Annotated in this window: 15 protein-coding genes; 13 read left to right on the top strand and 2 right to left on the bottom strand. The window is 64.0% G+C overall.

All coding sequences use genetic code 11. The features are described from left to right. The first annotated feature begins 14 nt into the window (after positions 1–14). From ACIPZG_RS01030 to ACIPZG_RS00990, 9 genes are all read left to right on the top strand, one after another. Positions 15–1,610: an ABC transporter substrate-binding protein gene (locus ACIPZG_RS01030; protein WP_400709318.1), complete on the top strand. Its 1,596-nt coding sequence runs from the start codon at positions 15–17 to the stop codon at positions 1,608–1,610. A gap of 76 nt (positions 1,611–1,686) precedes the next feature. After that, a complete protein-coding gene (locus ACIPZG_RS01025) occupies positions 1,687–2,697 on the top strand; it encodes an ABC transporter permease subunit (protein ID WP_008092542.1) in 1,011 nt (336 codons plus the stop codon). A 10-nt stretch (positions 2,698–2,707) separates the two neighbouring features. Beyond that, the gene (locus tag ACIPZG_RS01020) at positions 2,708–3,634 is read left to right on the top strand and encodes an ABC transporter permease subunit (protein WP_008092544.1); all 927 of its coding nucleotides are present in this window, start codon (positions 2,708–2,710) and stop codon (positions 3,632–3,634) included. Between the two features lie 10 nt (positions 3,635–3,644). Continuing rightward, positions 3,645–4,613 (top strand): ABC transporter ATP-binding protein, encoded by a 969-nt coding sequence (locus ACIPZG_RS01015; protein WP_400709315.1) that lies wholly within the window; start codon positions 3,645–3,647, stop codon positions 4,611–4,613. After that, on the top strand, positions 4,613–5,581 hold the full coding sequence (locus ACIPZG_RS01010) for a peptide ABC transporter ATP-binding protein (RefSeq protein ID WP_400709312.1): 969 nt from the start codon (positions 4,613–4,615) through the stop codon (positions 5,579–5,581). The genes ACIPZG_RS01015 and ACIPZG_RS01010 overlap by 1 nt, the downstream gene beginning before the upstream one ends. Positions 5,582–5,929: 348 nt before the next feature. Then, complete coding sequence (locus tag ACIPZG_RS01005; protein ID WP_400709309.1) at positions 5,930–6,754, top strand: helix-turn-helix domain-containing protein; 825 nt, start codon at positions 5,930–5,932, stop codon at positions 6,752–6,754. A gap of 64 nt (positions 6,755–6,818) precedes the next feature. Continuing rightward, positions 6,819–8,225, top strand: coding sequence for an NAD(P)/FAD-dependent oxidoreductase (locus ACIPZG_RS01000; RefSeq protein ID WP_400709306.1), 1,407 nt, complete (start codon positions 6,819–6,821; stop codon positions 8,223–8,225). A gap of 32 nt (positions 8,226–8,257) precedes the next feature. Next, positions 8,258–8,599: a cupin domain-containing protein gene (locus tag ACIPZG_RS00995; protein WP_008090667.1), complete on the top strand. Its 342-nt coding sequence runs from the start codon at positions 8,258–8,260 to the stop codon at positions 8,597–8,599. A 52-nt stretch (positions 8,600–8,651) separates the two neighbouring features. Further along, on the top strand, positions 8,652–9,731 hold the full coding sequence (locus ACIPZG_RS00990) for a polyamine ABC transporter substrate-binding protein (protein WP_400709303.1): 1,080 nt from the start codon (positions 8,652–8,654) through the stop codon (positions 9,729–9,731). 122 nt (positions 9,732–9,853) lie between these two features. Here ACIPZG_RS00990 and ACIPZG_RS00985 read toward each other — a convergent pair whose 3' ends face one another. After that, positions 9,854–11,437 (bottom strand): peptide chain release factor 3, encoded by a 1,584-nt coding sequence (locus tag ACIPZG_RS00985; RefSeq protein WP_400709300.1) that lies wholly within the window; start codon positions 11,435–11,437, stop codon positions 9,854–9,856. A gap of 558 nt (positions 11,438–11,995) precedes the next feature. Between ACIPZG_RS00985 and ACIPZG_RS00980 the strand changes: the two genes are divergently transcribed. Genes ACIPZG_RS00980 through ACIPZG_RS00965 form a run of 4 tightly spaced genes read left to right on the top strand, consistent with a single transcriptional unit; the run spans position 11,996 to position 15,438 of the window. Beyond that, positions 11,996–12,709, top strand: coding sequence for an ABC transporter permease (locus tag ACIPZG_RS00980; protein WP_400639110.1), 714 nt, complete (start codon positions 11,996–11,998; stop codon positions 12,707–12,709). Between the two features lie 13 nt (positions 12,710–12,722). Further along, positions 12,723–13,634: a glycine betaine ABC transporter substrate-binding protein gene (locus ACIPZG_RS00975; protein ID WP_400709297.1), complete on the top strand. Its 912-nt coding sequence runs from the start codon at positions 12,723–12,725 to the stop codon at positions 13,632–13,634. Beyond that, positions 13,631–14,284: an ABC transporter permease gene (locus tag ACIPZG_RS00970; RefSeq protein WP_010952080.1), complete on the top strand. Its 654-nt coding sequence runs from the start codon at positions 13,631–13,633 to the stop codon at positions 14,282–14,284. Before ACIPZG_RS00975 ends, ACIPZG_RS00970 begins: the two co-directional genes overlap by 4 nt. Next, positions 14,281–15,438 carry a betaine/proline/choline family ABC transporter ATP-binding protein gene (locus tag ACIPZG_RS00965; protein ID WP_400709294.1) on the top strand — a complete coding sequence of 386 codons (1,158 nt, stop codon included), beginning with the start codon at positions 14,281–14,283 and terminating at the stop codon, positions 15,436–15,438. Before ACIPZG_RS00970 ends, ACIPZG_RS00965 begins: the two co-directional genes overlap by 4 nt. Positions 15,439–15,560: 122 nt before the next feature. Here the strand turns inward: ACIPZG_RS00965 and ACIPZG_RS00960 are convergent, their stop codons facing one another. Continuing rightward, positions 15,561–17,990, bottom strand: coding sequence for a TonB-dependent siderophore receptor (locus tag ACIPZG_RS00960; RefSeq protein ID WP_400709291.1), 2,430 nt, complete (start codon positions 17,988–17,990; stop codon positions 15,561–15,563). Positions 17,991–17,996 lie beyond the last annotated feature (6 nt).

The raw sequence follows: 17,996 nt of genomic DNA, 5'->3' as shown, positions 1-17,996 counted from the left end.
TGCAGGGAGGTTCCATGACATCGCTAGCACTGCGCGCGGCCCTGGCCGCGATCATCCTGGGCGCTGCCGGACAACTGGCGGCCAAGCCTTTGGTGGTGTGCACCGAAGCCAGCCCGGAAGGCTTCGACGTGGTCCAGTACACGACCGCGGTCACCTTCGACGCCACGGCCGAGACGGTGTTCAACCGCCTGGTCGATTTCAAGCCGGGCACTACCGACATCCAGCCGGCCCTGGCCGAACGCTGGGACATCTCGCCTGACGGCCTGACCTACACCTTCCACCTGCGCCAAGGTGTGAAGTTCCACACCACCGACTACTTCAAGCCAACCCGCGACTTCAACGCCGACGACGTGCTGTGGAGCCTGAACCGTCAGCTCGACCCGAACCACCCGTGGCACGCCAGGACCAGCGTCGGCTACCCGTATTTCGAGAGCATGGCCTTCAAGGACCTGCTCAAGTCGGTGGAAAAGACCGACGGGCACACCGTGGTCATCACCCTCACGCGCCCGGAAGCGCCCTTCCTGCGGGACATGGCCATGGGCTTCACGTCGATCTACTCCGCCGAATATGGCGACCAGTTGCTCAAGGCCGGCACCACTGGCGATCTCAACAGCAAGCCGATCGGCACCGGTCCGTTCATCTTCCAGCGCTACAACAAGGACGCCCAGGTGCGCTACAAGCCCAACCCGGACTACTTCCGTGGCAAGCCGCCAAGCGATGCGCTGATCTTCGCCATTGCCACCGACAGCAACGTGCGCCTGCAGAAACTGCGCGCCAACGAATGCCAGGTAGCGCTGTACCCCAAGCCAGACGACGTACCGTCGATCAAGGCCGACTCCACGCTCAAGGTGGCCGAGATCGAAGCCCTGGTCACCGGCTATATCGCCATGAACACCGAGCACAAGTACCTGGGCGACGTGCGCGTGCGCAAAGCCATCAACATGGCCTTCGACCGCCAGACCCACGTCGACCAGCTGTTCGGCAAGGGTAACGCGCTGGTGGGCGTGAACCCGTACCCGCCGACCATGATCGGCTACAACAGCGACAACCATAACCCGCCCCGCGACTTGGCCAAGGCGCGTGAACTGCTCAAGCAAGCGGGCGTACCGGAAGGTACGGTGATCACCCTGTTCACGCGCAATGGCGGTGGTGCGACCAATCCCAACCCGCGCCTGTCGGCAGAAATGCTGCAGTCCGACCTCAAGCAGATCGGCCTCAAGCTGGATATCCGCGTGATGGAGTGGGCCGAGATGCTGCGCCGCGCCAAGAAAGGCGAGGCAGACCTGGTGTCCACCGGCTGGGCCGGCGATAACGGCGACCCGGACAACTTCCTCAGCCCCCTGCTCAGCTGCGATGCCGCCAGGACCGGCGAAAACTACGCCCGCTGGTGCAACCCGAAATTCCAGGAACTGATCACCCGCGCCCGCGAAGTGATCGACAACGACGAACGCGCAAGGCTCTATGCCGAGGCATTGAAGGTGTACGATGACGATCAACCCTGGATCAGCATGGCCCATCCGAAGATGTTCACCGCCATGCGTGCAAACGTGGAGGGTTACGTGATCAACCCTCTGACCAACAACAACTTCGCCACCACCAAGGTGAAGTAGAACAACAACGATCGCCGGCAACCCACACGGGCACCGGCGGCACTGCCGTACAACGGCCGATGAGGTAACCCCGACAATGTTGAGTTTTATTGCCCGGCGCCTGGGCTTGCTGATCCCGACTTTCTTCGGCATCACCTTGCTGACCTTCGCGCTCATACGCCTGATCCCCGGCGACCCGGTGGAAGTGATGATGGGCGAGCGCAGGGTCGACCCCGAAATGCATGCCCAGGCCATGGAGCGCCTGGGCCTGAACAAGCCACTGCCGGTCCAGTACCTGGACTACGTCGGCAAGCTGGCCCAGGGTGACCTGGGCGAGTCCCTGCGCACCCGCGAGAGTGTGTGGACCGAGTTCCTCACGCTGTTCCCGGCCACCTTGGAGCTGTCGTTCGCGGCCTTGCTGTTCGCCGGTACCGTCGGCTTGCTGGCCGGGGTGATCGCCGCGCTCAAGCGCGGCTCGCTGTTCGACCACGGGGTCATGGGCATATCGCTGGCCGGCTATTCCATGCCGATCTTCTGGTGGGGCCTGATCCTGATCATGTTCTTCTCGGTCAGCCTCGGCTGGACGCCCGTCTCCGGGCGCATCGACCTGCTCTACGACATCGAGCCGAAAACCGGCTTCATGCTCATCGACACCTTGCTCAGCGACGAAGAAGGTGCGTTCAAGGACGCGGTGATGCACCTGATCCTGCCGGCCATCGTGCTGGGCACCATCCCCCTGGCGGTGATCGCCCGCATGACCCGCTCGTCGATGCTCGAAGTGCTGCGCGAGGACTACATCCGTACCGCGCGTGCCAAGGGCCTGTCGCCGGCCCGTGTGGTGTTCGTGCACGGCCTGCGCAACGCGCTGATCCCGGTGCTGACCGTGTTCGGCCTGCAGGTCGGCACCCTGCTCGCCGGGGCCGTGCTCACCGAAACCATCTTTTCCTGGCCGGGCGTCGGCAAGTGGCTGATCGAAGCCATCGGCGCCCGTGACTACCCCGTGGTCCAGAACGGCATCCTGTTGATCGCCTGCCTGGTGATCCTGGTCAACTTCGTCGTGGATATCCTCTACGGCCTGGCCAACCCACGCATCCGTCATCAGCGCTGAGGCCCTCGTCATGACTAGCCCGATTCCGAAATCCGTCACGCCGGCCAGCCCGGTGGACCAGAGCCTGCTTTACCCCTCGCCGTACAAAGAGTTCTGGCATGCCTTCTCGCGCAACAAGGGCGCGGTGATGGGCCTGGCCTTCATGTGCCTGGTGGTGTTCTGCGCGCTGTTCGCGCCGTGGGTCGCCCCGCACGACCCAAGCGAGCAATACCGCGACTTCCTGCTCACGCCACCGGTGTGGCTCGAAGGCGGTACCTGGCAATTCATCCTCGGCACCGACGAGCTGGGCCGCGACCTGCTCTCGCGGTTGATCCAGGGTGCCCGCTTGTCCTTGCTGATCGGCCTGTCGTCGGTGGTGATGTCGCTGATTCCCGGCATCCTGCTGGGCCTTCTGGCCGGCTTCTTCCCGCACCTTCTCGGCCCGTCGATCATGCGCCTGATGGACGTGATGCTGGCCCTGCCGTCGCTGCTGCTGGCAGTGGCGATCGTCGCCATCCTCGGCCCAGGCCTGATCAACACGGTGATCGCCATCGCCATCGTCTCCTTGCCTTCCTACGTGCGCCTGACCCGCGCCGCGGTGATGGGTGAACTCAACCGCGACTACGTCACCGCCGCGCGCCTGGCCGGTGCCGGCCTGCCGCGGCTGATGTTCGTCACCGTGCTGCCCAACTGCATGGCACCGCTGATCGTGCAGGCCACCTTGAGTTTCTCCTCGGCCATCCTCGACGCCGCAGCACTGGGCTTCCTGGGCCTGGGCGTGCAACCGCCGACCCCGGAATGGGGCACCATGCTGGCGTCGGCGCGTGACTACATCGAGCGCGCCTGGTGGGTGGTGAGCCTGCCCGGCCTGACGATTCTGCTCAGTGTCCTGGCAATCAACCTGATGGGCGACGGCCTGCGCGATGCGCTGGACCCGAAACTCAAGAACGCCGCCTGAGGAGAGCGCCATGTCACTGTTGCAGATCAACAACCTGAACGTGCGCTTCGGCGACGCCAATGCCGTGCCTGTGGTGGACGGCCTGGACCTTGCGGTGGACGCCGGCGAGATCCTGGCCATCGTCGGCGAGTCCGGCTCGGGCAAGTCGGTGACCATGATGGCCCTGATGGGCCTGATCGACGCCCCAGGGCGAATCACCGCCGATACCCTCAGCTTCGACGGCACCGACATGCTCAAGCTCAGCGGTCGCCAGCGGCGCAAGGTGGTGGGCAAGGACATCGCCATGGTCTTCCAGGACCCGATGACCGCGCTCAACCCGAGCTACACCGTGGGTTTCCAGATCCAGGAGGTACTGCGCCAGCACCTGGGCCTGAAGGGCAAGGCCGCTCGCCAGCGCGCCCTGGAGCTGCTGAAAAAAGTCGAAATCCCGGCCGCCGAAAGCCGCCTGGACGCTTACCCGCACCAGCTGTCGGGCGGCATGAGCCAGCGCGTGGCGATCGCCATGGCGATTGCCGGCGAACCCAAGCTGCTGATCGCTGACGAACCGACCACGGCGCTGGATGTAACCATCCAGGCGCAGATCATGGAGCTGCTGGTGAACCTGCAGAAAGAGCGCAACATGGCGCTCATCCTGATTACCCACGACCTGGCCGTGGTCGCCGAAACGGCCAGGCGCGTGTGCGTGATGTATGCCGGGCAAGCCGTGGAAGTGGGCCAGGTGCCGGAGCTGTTCGACGTCCCGGCCCATCCCTACAGCGAAGCGCTGCTGGCGGCGATCCCCGAGCACAGCATCGGTGCCGAACGCCTGGCCACCCTGCCCGGCATCGTCCCCGGCCGCTACGATCGCCCCGCCGGCTGCCTGCTGTCGCCGCGCTGCCCGTATGTGCAGGACAACTGCCGGCACCAGCGCCCGCCCCTCGATCCCCAGGCCCATAGCCTGGTGCGTTGCTTCTACCCGCTGAACCAGGAGGTGGCGTGATGGCCGTCGTTCTTTGTGCCCGGGAGCTGACCCGGCATTACGAGGTTTCACGTGGCCTGTTCAAGGGCCACGCCCTGGTGCGTGCGCTCAATGGCGTGTCGTTCGAACTGGAGGCCGGCAAGACCCTGGCCGTGGTCGGTGAGTCCGGCTGCGGCAAGTCGACCCTGGCGCGTGCCCTGACCCTGATCGAAGAGCCGTCCTCGGGGTCGCTGCAAATCGCCGGCACCGAGGTCAAGGGCGCCAGCAAGGTCGAGCGCAAGCAACTGCGCCGCGATGTGCAGATGGTGTTCCAGAGCCCCTACGCCTCGCTCAACCCACGGCAGAAGATCGGCGACCAGTTGGCCGAGCCGTTGCTGATCAATACCTCGATGAGCAAGGCCGAGCGGCGCGAGAAAGTGCAGAAGATGATGGAGCAGGTGGGCCTGCGCCCCGAGCACTACCAGCGTTATCCGCACATGTTCTCCGGCGGCCAGCGCCAGCGCATCGCCCTGGCCCGGGCGATGATGCTGCAACCGAAGGTGCTGGTGGCCGACGAGCCGACTTCGGCCTTGGACGTGTCGATCCAGGCGCAGGTGCTGAACCTGTTCATGGACCTGCAGAAAGAGTTCAACACGGCGTATGTGTTCATCTCCCACAACCTGGCGGTGGTGCGCCATGTGGCGGACCAGGTGCTGGTGATGTACCTGGGACGGCCGGCGGAGATGGGACCGAAGGAGGATATCTACGAGAAGCCGCTGCACCCTTATACCCAGGCGCTGTTGTCGGCCACGCCGGCGATTCATCCGGACCCGCTGAAGCCGAAGATTCGGATTGCCGGGGAGTTGCCCAATCCGCTGAATCCGCCAGATGGCTGCGCGTTTCACAAGCGCTGCCCGTATGCGACGGAGCGGTGTGCCAAGGAAGTGCCGGCGTTTCGGCAGGTGGGTAGTCGGCAAGTCGCCTGCCATTATGCCGAGCAGTTTCTCTAGAGCGATGTAGCCTTCATCGCCGGCAAGCCGGCTCCCACAGGTACTGCATAAGGCTTGAGGCCTCGGCGATCCCTGTGGGAGCTGGCTTGCCGGCGATGGGCCGCAAAGCGGCCCCTCAATGCATAAAGAACCAGATCAGAATGATCACCGGAATCGGCACCCCAATCATCCACAGCAGTATCGAGCGCATGGCCCTTCTCCTCTTGGTTGTTGTACAAGAGCAGTGCAGTCCCCATGCCAGCTGTATCAAAAAATTACAGTCATTCGAATCAACGACTTAGCCAGTAAGCCGCTTCACCAAACCGTGCAAAATGCCGGATCCACGACCTTGCGCCTGGGTGTTCTGCAATGCACTATCGAGCCATGACCGCCACCGCCCTCCCCGACGGCCCCGAGCAGACCCCGCTCACTGCCGACACCGTGCTGCGCTACCACCTGTGCTGGAAGCACCGCGACCTCGACGGCGTGATCGCGCTCTACCACCCCGACATCCAGTACCACGACTTCTTCCAGAACCGCGTGCTCGGTTACCGCGAGCTGCGCGACTACGTGCGTGCGTGCCTGCCCCATGAGGCCGGCGAGGACATCGTCCACAGCGACCGCATCCGCGTCGATGGCTGCACTGCGTTCATCCAGTACCAGGTCACGGTGCAGGGCGGTGAAGGCCTGGTGGCCTTCCAGTCGAGCGAAGCGATCACGGTCAAGGACGGCCTGATCTGGCGGGTCAACGAATACGCCACGCTGGTACGCCAGAACGGCAAGGGCCTGTCCAGCGCGGGGCCGCGTCCGGCCACCAGCCGCCTGGGCCTGTCACCTCGGCAACTGTCGACCATGGCTCAGGACCTGGAGCACTACTTCCAGCGCCAACGCCCTTACCTCGACCCTGAACTCGACTTGCAACAGGTCGCCGGCGCCAGTGGCTACAGCCGCAACCAGATCTCCTACCTGCTCAACCAGGTGCTCGGCCAAAGCTTCTATCGCTACGTCAACCAGGCGCGCCTGCAACACCTGATGGCCAGCCTCGACGACCACAGCCTTGCGGCGTCGATCGACGACCTGGCCTTCAGTGCCGGCTTCAACTCCCTGTCGGCCTTCTACAAGTGCTTTCGCCAACACACAGGGCTCACGCCCAAGGCCTATCTCAAGCAAATTTCCCTGCGTGCACGCACGTAAGACAGCCAGCGCCCAACGCTACTAGCATCGTCCACAGACCTTGACGGATGTGGAGCCCAACCCGATGCAACCCCTGCGCACGCTCAGCCTGTGGATGGACCAGCTCGACGAGCCGCTGTGCGCCCGCCCGGCCCTGCACGAAGACCTCGACGTCGACGTGTGCATCATCGGCGCCGGCTACACCGGCCTGTGGACCGCCTACTACCTCAAGCGCCAGGCCCCGCACCTGAACATCGCGGTGATCGACGCCAACATCGCCGGCTTCGGCGCCTCCGGGCGCAACGGCGGCTGGCTGATGGGCAACCTGCTCGGCGAGGACCGGCTGCTGGCCAGCCTGTCGCCGCAGCAGCGCCGCAGCAGCATCGACCTGCTGCAGGGCATACCCGATGAAGTCCATGCCGTGCTGCAGCGCGAGGCCATCGACTGCGATTTTCGCAAAGGTGGCGTGCTGTATTGCGCCGCTCGCTACCCGGAACAGGAACGCAGCCTGCGCGCCTACCTCGACGACCTGTACCGCCAGGGCATGCGCGAGGAGGACTACCACTGGCTGGGCCCCGAGAAACTGGCTGAACAGCTGCGGCTGAGCAACGCCTACGGCGCCATCTACAGCCCGCACACCGCGACCATTCAACCGGCCAAGCTGGCGCGAGGGCTGGCCCGGGCGGTGGAGGCGCTGGGCGTGCCCATCTTTGAGAACACCCCGGCCATCGACTGGCAGCCGGGCGAAGTGCGCTCGCCCATGGCGCGCATCCGCTGCCAATGGACGGTGCCCGCTGTCGAAGGCTATGCCGCCAGCCTGCCGCCACTGGGCAAGCACCAGCTACCGGTGCAAAGCCTGCTGGTGGCCACCGAACCGCTGCCCGAATCGACCTGGCAACAGATCGGCCTGGACCGGGGCCAGGCCTTCAGCGAGAACAGCCGCCAGGTCACCTATGGCCAGCGCACCGCCGACAACCGCCTGGTGTTCGGCGCCCGCGGTGGCTACCGCTTCGGCGGCCGGCTGCGCGAAAACTTCACCCTCACCGAGGCCGAAGTCGGCCTGCGCCGCTACCTGTTCAGCGAGCTGTTCCCCCAGCTCAAGGATGTGCGCATCACCCATTCCTGGGGCGGCAACCTGGGCATGGCCCGGCGCTTCCGCCCGCACATGCTGTGCGACCGCCAGCGCGGCATCGCCCTTTCCGGGGGTTATGGCGGCGAAGGCGTCGGCGCCACCAACCTCGGTGGGCGCACCTTGGCCGCGCTGATCCTCAACCAGCAGAACGCACTGACCGCCCAGCCCTGGGTGCTCGACAACCGCCCGCTGTCGAGCCTGGCCAGCTGGCCGCCCGAGCCCTGCCGCTGGCTGGGCTACAACGCCATCATCCAGAGTTTCGTCCACGAGGACCGGACCCTCGCCAACGCCGCCAGCGCGCCCTGGAGGCGGCGCCTGGCCAGCTCCCTTGCGGACTTCATGGAAGGTTTCATGCACTGACTTCCCTTTCCCCTGCACAGGATCCACCCGCAATGAGCATCACCCAGTTCAAACACACCGACAGCGTCGTGCTGGACAGCGCCAACCCGGTCGCTGTGCCCATTGGCGAGCCCGTGGCAGTGGCCTCGGTCACCTGCGTGGAGCGCAGCGATGGCGTCGAAGCCGGCATCTGGGAGTGCACGCCCGGGCGCTGGCGGCGGCAGATCGTGCAACAGGAGTTCTGCCATTTCATCAAGGGCCGCTGCACCTTCACCCCCGACGGTGGCGAGACCCTGTTCATAGAAGCCGGAGACGCATTGATGCTACCGGCCAACAGCACCGGCACCTGGGATATCCAGGAGACCGTGCGCAAGACCTACGTTCTGATCTTCTGATCCGCTGATCGCCTGCCTTCGATAACAACAGACAAAGCAAGGTAAACCCGACATGCGTACGCTCCTTCTCGCCCCCCTGATGCTGGCCGCCAGCGTGGCCAGCGCCGCCGACACGGTAAAGATCTACAACTGGTCCAGCTACGTTGCGCCCGATACCCTGCAGAATTTCCAGCAGGCCACTGGGATCAAGCCGACCTACGACGTGTACGACAGCAACGAGACCCTCGACGGCAAACTGATGACCGGCAACTCCGGCTACGACGTGGTGTTCCCCTCCAACCACTTCATGGCCCGGCAGATCCAGGGCAAGGCCCTGAAGCCACTCGACAAGTCGCAGCTGCCCAACTGGCACAACCTCAACCCGGTGCTGCTCAAGGCGCTGGAGGTCAACGACCCGGGCAACCAGCATGGCTTCCCGTACCTGTGGGGCAGCACCGGCATCGGCTACAACATCGACAAGGTCAAGGCGGTGCTCGGCGACAACGCGCCGGTCGACTCCTGGGACCTGATCTTCAAGCCCGAGTACATGAGCAAGCTCAAAAGCTGCGGCGTCGCAGTGCTCGACAACGGCCCCGAGTTGCTGCCGATCGCCCTGCATTACCTGGGCTTGCCGCACCACAGTCAGGACCCGAAGGATTATGAAAAGGCCAAGGCGCTGCTGATGACGGTGCGGCCGTACATCAACTACTTCCACTCATCGAAGTACACCGGCGACCTGGCCAATGGCGACATCTGCGTGGTGGTGGGCTTCTCGGGGGACGTGCTGCAGGCGAAGAACCGTGCGGACGAGGCGAAAAATGGCGTGAAGGTGGGGTATGCGATCCCCAAGGAAGGGGCGCCGATGTGGTTCGACATGGTCGCCATGCCGGCCGATGCGCCGGATGAGAAGGCGGGGTATGCCTACATGAACTACCTGCTGCAGCCGGAGGTGATGGCCAACATCAGCAACCATGTGCAGTACGCCAACGGCAACCTGCAGGCTGACGGGATGGTGGACCCGGCGATGAAGGGTAACAACATGATTTATCCGAGCGACGAGGTGATGAGCAAGCTGTATGCGCTGGAGGCGATGCCGGCGAAGATCGACCGCATTCGCACGCGGATCTGGACCAGTATCAAAGCCGGGAATTGAAGATTGCTGGGGCCGCTTTGCGGCCCTTTCGCGACACAAGGCCGCTCCTACAGGGAAGGATCGCAATATCCGTGTAGGAGCGGCCTTGTGTCGCGAAAGGAGGGCAAAGCCCTCCCCTGTGATCAGTGATGCTCGCGGGTCGCGCGGAACTTGATGTCCGGCCAGCGCTCTTCCATCAGCGCCAGGTTGACCCGGGTCGGCGCCAGATAAGTCAGGTGACCGCCACCATCGATGGCCAGGTTCTCCATGGCCTTGTTCTGGAATTCCTCGAGCTTCTTCTTGTCTTCGCAAGTGATCCAGCGCGCCGACCAGACGGTGATCGGCTCGTAGGCGCACTCGACCTTGTACTCTTCCTTCAAGCGGCTGGCGACCACGTCGAACTGCAGCACACCGACCGCACCCAGGATGATGTCGTTGCTGCGCTCGGGGAAGAACACCTGGGTCGCGCCCTCTTCGGCCAGCTGCTGCAGGCCCTGGCGCAGCTGCTTGGACTTGAGCGGGTCCTTCAGGCGCACACGGCGGAACAGCTCCGGGGCGAAGTGCGGGATACCGGTGAAGCCCAGCGCCTCGCCTTCGGTGAAGGTGTCGCCGATCTGGATGGTGCCGTGGTTGTGCAGGCCGATGATGTCGCCAGCGTAGGCCTCTTCCAGCTGCTCACGCTCGGACGAGAAGAAGGTCAGCGCGTCACCGATGCGCAAGTCCTTGCCGGTACGCACGTGGCGCATCTTCATGCCCTTCTCGTACTTGCCCGAGCAAATGCGCATGAAGGCAATACGGTCGCGGTGTTTCGGGTCCATGTTCGCCTGGATCTTGAACACGAAGCCTGTGAACTTCTCTTCCACCGGCTCCACGGTACGCTCATGGGCCACACGGGCCAGCGGGCGCGGCGCCCAGTCGACAACGGCATCGAGCACATGGTCGACACCGAAGTTGCCCAGTGCAGTACCGAAGAACACCGGTGTCAGCTGGCCGTTGATGAACTCGTCCTGGTCGAACTCATGGCAGGCGCCCTGCACCAGCTCAAGTTGTTCGAGGAAGCGATCGTACTCGTCACCCAGGTGCGCGCGGGCTTCATCGGAGTCGAGCTTCTCGATGATCTTCGCCTCGGTACGCTCATGGCCGTGACCCGGGGTGTAGACGATGATGTAGTCGCCGGCCAGGTGGTAAACGCCCTTGAAGTCGCGGTAGCAACCGATCGGCCAGGTGATTGGCGCGGCCTTGATCTTCAGCACCGCCTCGATTTCGTCGAGCAGTTCGATCGGGTCGCGGATATCACGGTCGAGTTTGTTGATGAAGCTGACGATGGGCGTGTCGCGCAGGCGGCACACGTCCATCAGGGCGATGGTCCGCGGCTCTACACCTTTACCGCCGTCGAGCACCATCAGCGCCGAGTCCACCGCGGTCAGGGTGCGGTAGGTGTCTTCGGAGAAGTCTTCGTGGCCGGGGGTGTCGAGCAGGTTGATCATGTGCTCGCGGTACGGGAACTGCATCACCGAGGTGGTGATGGAGATGCCGCGTTGCTTCTCCATTTCCATCCAGTCGGAGGTGGCGTGGCGGTCGGACTTGCGCGACTTCACGGTACCGGCGACGGCAATGGCCTTGCCCATCAGCAGGAGCTTTTCGGTGATGGTGGTCTTACCGGCGTCGGGGTGGGAAATGATTGCGAAAGTGCGGCGCTTCGCGACTTCGGCGGCCTGGTTGGTCATGGGAAATCGCCTGACTGGGGGATTCAAAAAGGGGCGATATCATACCTGAAGTTGGGCCGGGACCAAAATCTGCCGAACGAGTGGTGCCTGTTCCGGCCCTATCGCCGGCAAGCCGGCTCCCACAGGAACCTCTACAAGCTTCAGGCCCTGTGCAGTACCTGTGGGAGCCGGCTTGCCGGCGATAGGGCCCGCACTGTCAAAACAAATTCACCCTTCAATCGCTTTATCACGATAAATGGCCACAGGGCAGTTATTTCAACGCCTTCAGCGCCTTAAACCGCTGTTTTTTCTCGCCAAGTTTCCAGCCACCCAGTGATTAACACTGGCCAAATGCCTCTTCAGATGGGAACCTTTACGCCCACGGAGACGTCCATTCCCCTGCAACCCGCTTCGCTTGGGGACTGGTTTCATCAGCATTTTCGGGCCCGACGGGGTTCGGCTCATGGCCTGATCGCAGCCTTCGGTTGCCTCTCGCTGCTACTCGCGAACACACCACTCGCTGCCAGGTATGGCGGCCAAAAAAAGAGTGTGCTCGCCGACAACACAAGGAGTCCGCCTGTGGCAACACGCTACGGAAAAGGGCTGTTGGGATGGGCCGCCGTGCTCGTCATCCTGGCCCTGCTGATCCACTGGATCGGCATCGACACGATCGCGCGCTACCGCGACGATCTTGGGTTCTACCTGCAAGCGCACCTGGTGCTGGTGCTGGCTTCGATGGCGGCGGCGTTGGCCGTGGGCATCCCCGCTGGCATTGCCTTGAGTCGACCGCACCGGGTCGACAAAGCCGAGCGCTTCATGCAGTTCTTCAACGTTGGCAACACCATTCCCCCCCTGGCCGTTCTGGCCATCGCCCTGAGTATCCTGGGCATCGGCGCCGGGCCCGCGATCTTCGCGTTATTCCTCGCCTCCCTCCTGCCCATCGTGCGCAACACCTACGAGGGCCTGAAAAACGTCCCCGCCTCGCTCAAGGAAGCCGCCACCGGCATCGGCATGACCCCGCGCCAGCAACTCTGGCAGGTGGAGCTGCCCAACGCCGTGCCGATCATCGTCGGCGGTGTTCGGGTGGCCCTGGCGCTCAACGTCGGCACCGCGCCACTGGCGTTTCTGATCGGCGCCAACAGCCTGGGCAGCCTGATCTTTCCGGGCATCGCCCTGAACAACCAGCCACAGCTGCTGCTCGGCGCGGCCTGCACCGCGTTGCTGGCACTGCTGCTGGACGCCGCGGTGAGTTTCTCCAGCAAGCGCTGGCTGGAACGTGGCCTGGCCCGATAACCAGAGGGAACGTATGAAGAAGAGAATCGCCTTGCTGCTGGGCGCGGCCCTGCTGTTCGCAGGATTTGCCCAAGCGGCGGACAAACCACAGCTGCACATCGGTGCGCGGATGTTCACCGAACAGACCGTGCTCGCCGAAATCACCGCCCAATACCTGCGCGCCAACGGCTTCGATGTGCGCGTCACCACGGGCCTTGGCAGCAGCATCGCCCGCCAGGCCCAGGAAACCGGCCAGCTCGACCTGATGTGGGAATACACCGGCGTGTCGCTGGTGTCCTACAACCACATCGACGAGCGCATGCCCAGCGCCGAGGCTACTTATGCCAGGGTCAAGGCACTGGACGCGAAGAAAGGCCTGATCTGGCTGACCCCATCCAAGTTCAGCAACACCTACGCCCTGGGGCTGCCCAAGCAGATCGCCGAAGCCTACCCGCAGGTCAACACCATCAGCGACCTCAACCAGGTGCTGCGTGACGAGCACAAGCGCAATCATCTGGTGGCCCTGGACACCGAGTTCGCCAACCGCCCGGATGGCCTGGTCGGCCTGAAGGAAATGTACGACCTGCAAGTCGGCCGCGCCAACATCCGCCAGATGGACGCCGGCCTGGTCTACACCGCCATGCACAACAACCAGGTGTTTGCCGGCCTCGTCTACACCACGGATGGCCGCTTGAGCGCGTTCAACCTCAAGCTGCTGGAAGACGACAAGCATTACTTCCCCGACTACACCGCCGCCCCGGTGGTACGCAAGGCCGTGCTCGACGCCCATCCGCAACTGGTCGGCCTGCTCAAGCCGCTGGCCGAACAGCTCGATGACGAGACCATGCGCCAGCTCAACGCCAAGGTCGATGTCGAGCACCAGAACCCGACCGCCGTCGCCGCCGCATTCCTGCGTGAGCATCCCCTCAAGGAGGTACAGCCATGAGCCTGCTCGATACGTTCGCCCATCTCGACTGGGCCCAGGTGCTGCAGCTGACCTGGCAGCACATCATGCTGGTCGGCATCGCCGTGGGCCTGGCGATCCTGGTCGGCGTGCCGCTGGGCATCCTGATGACCCGCTTCCCGGCCGTGGCCGGGCCGCTGCAGGCCAGCGCGACGGTGCTGCTGACCATCCCGTCGATCGCCCTCTTTGGCCTGCTGCTGCCGTTCTACTCCAAGTTCGGCCAGGGACTCGGGCCATTGCCGGCGATCACGGCCGTGTTCCTCTATTCGCTGTTGCCGATCCTGCGCAATACCTACCTGGCCCTGACCAACGTCGAGCCCGGCATCCGTGAAGCCGCGCGCGGCATCGGCATGACCTTCGGCCAGCGCCTGCGCATGGTCGAGCTGCCCATCGCGGTACCGGTGATCCTCGCCGGGGTACGCACCGCCGTGGTGATGAATATCGGCGTCATGACCATCGCCGCCACCATCGGTGCCGGTGGCCTGGGCGTGCTCATCCTCACCTCCATCAGCCGCAGCGACATGTCGATGCTGCTGGTCGGCGCCGTGCTGGTCAGCCTGCTGGCGATCATCGCCGACCTGCTCCTGCAAACCCTGCAACGTGCCCTGACTCCAGAAGGACTGCGCTCATGATCGAACTCAAGAACCTCAGCAAGACCTTCAACGTCAACGGCAAGGACGTCAAAGCCGTCGACGCGGTCAGCCTCACCGTCAACGAAGGCGAAATCTGCGTGTTCCTCGGCCCCTCGGGCTGCGGCAAGAGCACCACGCTGAAAATGATCAACCGCCTGATCACGCCCACCTCCGGCCAGGTGTTCATCAATGGCGAAGACACCAGTGGCCTGGATGAAGTGACCCTGCGCCGGCACATCGGCTATGTGATCCAGCAGATCGGCCTGTTCCCCAACATGACCATCGAAGAGAACATCACCGTGGTCCCCCGCCTGCTGGGCTGGGACAAGCAACGCTGCCACGACCGCGCCCGCGAGCTGATGAGCATGATCAAGCTCGAACCCAAGCAATACCTGCAACGCTATCCGCGGGAACTGTCGGGCGGCCAGCAGCAGCGTATCGGCGTGATTCGCGCACTCGCCGCCGAAGCACCGGTGCTGCTGATGGACGAGCCGTTCGGTGCGGTCGACCCGATCAACCGCGAGATGATCCAGAACGAGTTCTTCGAGATGCAACGGGCGCTGAACAAGACCGTGATCATGGTCAGCCACGACATCGACGAAGCGATCAAGCTGGGTGACAAGATCGCCATCTTCCGTGCCGGCAAGCTGTTGCAGCTGGACCACCCGGACACCTTGCTGGCGCACCCGGTGGATGACTTCGTAAGCAACTTCGTCGGTCAGGACAGCACCTTGAAGCGCCTGTTGCTGGTGCGCGCCGAGGATGCGGCGGACAACGCCCCGTCGGTGAGCCCCGAGACGCCGGTCAGCGATGCCCTGGAATTGCTCGATGAGCATGACCGCCGCTACGTGGTGGTGACCGATGCTCAGAACAAGGCGCTGGGCTATGTGCGCCGGCGTGACATGCATCGCCAGCAGGGTGTGTGTGGGGACTTCCTGAGACCGTTCAATGCCACGGCTTCGCACGATGAGCACCTGCGCATCCTGTTGTCGCGGATGTACGAGTACAACCGGGCGTGGTTGCCGGTGCTGGATGCCGGGCAGGTGTTCCTGGGAGAGGTGACCCAGGAGTCGATTGCGGCTTACCTGAGTTCGGGGAGATCGCGGGGTGGGAAGACCAGCATCGTGTCGCCGGCCGAGGCGGTGGTTTCCTGAAGTGCTGGGGGCGCTTTGCGCCCCTTTCGCGACACAAGGCCGCTCCTACAGGGGATCGCGTACGCCTGTAGGAGCGGCCTTGTGTCGCGAAAGGGCCGCAGAGCGGCCCCGGCAATCTCGGATCAGAACCCTACACTGGCCTGCACATAGAAGGTGCGCGGCTCACCGACATAAATGCCGGCGTTGTTGTCGCTGGAGCGGGTGAAGTACTGCTTGTCGAAGAGGTTCTTCACCCCCGCGGCCACCGTCAGGTTCGACAGCTTCGGCCCGAAGTCGTACCCGCCACGGGCATGCCAGGTCACGTAACCCGGAATGTCGCCAAACTGCCCATCGGCGCTCGGCTCGGTGATGTAGTCGCCGTTGAAGCTGCCATCGGCATTGATCCCGGTACCTGGCGCGCGCTGCTTGGATTGGGCGTAGGCATCCAGGTTCCAGGTCCAGCGGTTGACCGCGTAGCGCACGCCGGCCGTGGCGACCTGGCGCGAGTAGAACGGCAGGTCACGGCCCTCGAAGCCAGGGATATCCCCTTCATAGGTGGCGCGGGTGTAGGTGTAGCCGCCATTGACCGACAAACCTTCTAGGCGCGGGTCCAGCCCGGCCAGGTCATACCGCGCCGACGCCTCGATACCCTGGTGCTTGGTCGCGCCCAGGTTGGTCCAGCCGACATCGTTGCTGATGTATTGCAGCTCGTCATCGAAGTCGATGTAGAACAGGGTCAGCTCACCGGCGAAGCCACCGTTGTCATAGCGCGTACCGATTTCGTAGGTCTTGGCCTTCTCCGGCTCCAGGCCGCTGGCCGTGTTGTTGCCGATACCACCCTGGCCCAGCTGGAAGTACTGCAGGCTGCCGAACGAGGTCTGGTAGTTGGCGAACACTTTCCAGGCATCGGAGATGTGGTACATCACGCTCAGCGCCGGCAGCGGCTCGTCGCTGCTGATGCTGCGCTTCTTCTCCGGCACCGGCCGGTTGTTGGCATCCAGCACCGGGCGGTCACGCCAGTCGGTGTTGATGTGCTCGAAGCGAAGGCCGGGGGTGATGGTCCAGTTGCCGATGTCGATCTTGTCGTCGATGTAGTAGGCGCTGGCTTCGGTACCGCCACTGCGGTCCTGGAACACATGGCCATCGGACGTCGGGGTTTGCGTCGGCACGTTGTCGATCAAAGCCAGGCGGGTGGACTGCTCGCGCATGGCTTCTTTCAGGTAGCGGTAGCCGACGCTGACTTCCTGGGTGGCAGGGCCGGTGAAGAAGATCCGCGACACACGGGGCTCGATGGCGAAGGTGTGGTAATTGCGCGGGTACGACGAGAGGGTCTTCATGTCACGCGAGGCAATGGCGCTGCCACGGAAACTGTCGGTGTAATAGGTCAACACTTCGAACTGGGTAGCGTCGTCCAGCTGGCGTTGCCACTTGAACGACACGTCCTTGCGCCGCCCGGCGAAATAGTCGTAGTCGCGCAGCGACTGGTACGGGTTGCTGTCGTACTGCGCCTGGGTCAGGCCGCCGGGCATGTCGGCGCGGCCATCGTAGTAGTGGAAGTTGAGCCAGAACTCGTCGACGTCGGTCGGGGCCCAGTGCGTCTTGAGGATGACGTCGTCGATGTCGTTGCCGTTGTTGCTTTCCCGGTAGCCGTTGCCATTCACTCCGGTGTACAGCAGGGCCACGCCCATGCCGTTGTCGGCGGTGCCGCCGACGAAGGCCGACTCGGTGTGTTTCCAGCCACCGTGCTGGGAGGTTTCCAGGGTGGTGGACAACTGGGCCGAGGGCTTCTCAGGGATGGCCCGGGTGACGAAGTTGATGATCCCGCCGACGTTCTGCGGGCCATAGCGCACGGAACCTGCGCCGCGCACCACGTCGATGCTGTCGAGGTTGCCCGAGGAGATCGGCGCCATCGACAGCTGCGGCTGCCCGTAGGGGGCGAAAGCAGCCGGGATGCCATCGATCAGCACCGTCGAGCGTGGCGACAGGCGCGAGGTCAGACCGCGTACACCCACGTTGAGCGACAGGTCGCTGCCGCCGGTGCCGTTGGAGTCCTGCACCTGCACACCGGGGATGCCGCGCAACACGTCGCGCACGTTCATCGCGCCCTTTTCCACCATCGCCTCGCGGCGCACCACGGTGCGTGCACCGGGGTGATTCTGGACCACCGCCTCGTCGGCATCGCCCAGCCAGTCACCGACCACCTTGATATCAGTAGGCGCCAGCTCCAGGCTGCCGCTGCCCAGATCCAGCGTGGTCGGCAGGGGCTTTACCACCACGGTGTCCTGAGACATCTCGTAAGTGAGCCCGCTGCCTTGCAGCAACTGTTGCAGCGCCTCTACCGGCGTCAATTGGCCGGAGACGGCCGGCGCCTGCTTGCCCGCCACCAGTTCAGGGCTGAAGAACAACTGAAGGTTGGTCTGCTGGCCCAGTTGGCTCAGCGCCGAGGCCAGTGGTTGTGCCTGGATCTGGATTGCGCTGCCGGCCTGCGCGGCCTGGCTGTTGACGGCCACCGAGCTGACCGCCAGGGCCAGCGCCAGGGCGCGGAAGCGTGGTAAAGGCTTGTTGTTGTTCACGTCGTC

Origin of the sequence: Pseudomonas sp. NPDC089395, from assembly GCF_044749525.1 — a bacterium.
In the GTDB taxonomy this organism is placed as follows: Bacteria; Pseudomonadota; Gammaproteobacteria; order Pseudomonadales; family Pseudomonadaceae; genus Aquipseudomonas.
This window is presented reverse-complemented; position numbering and strand designations above follow the sequence as displayed.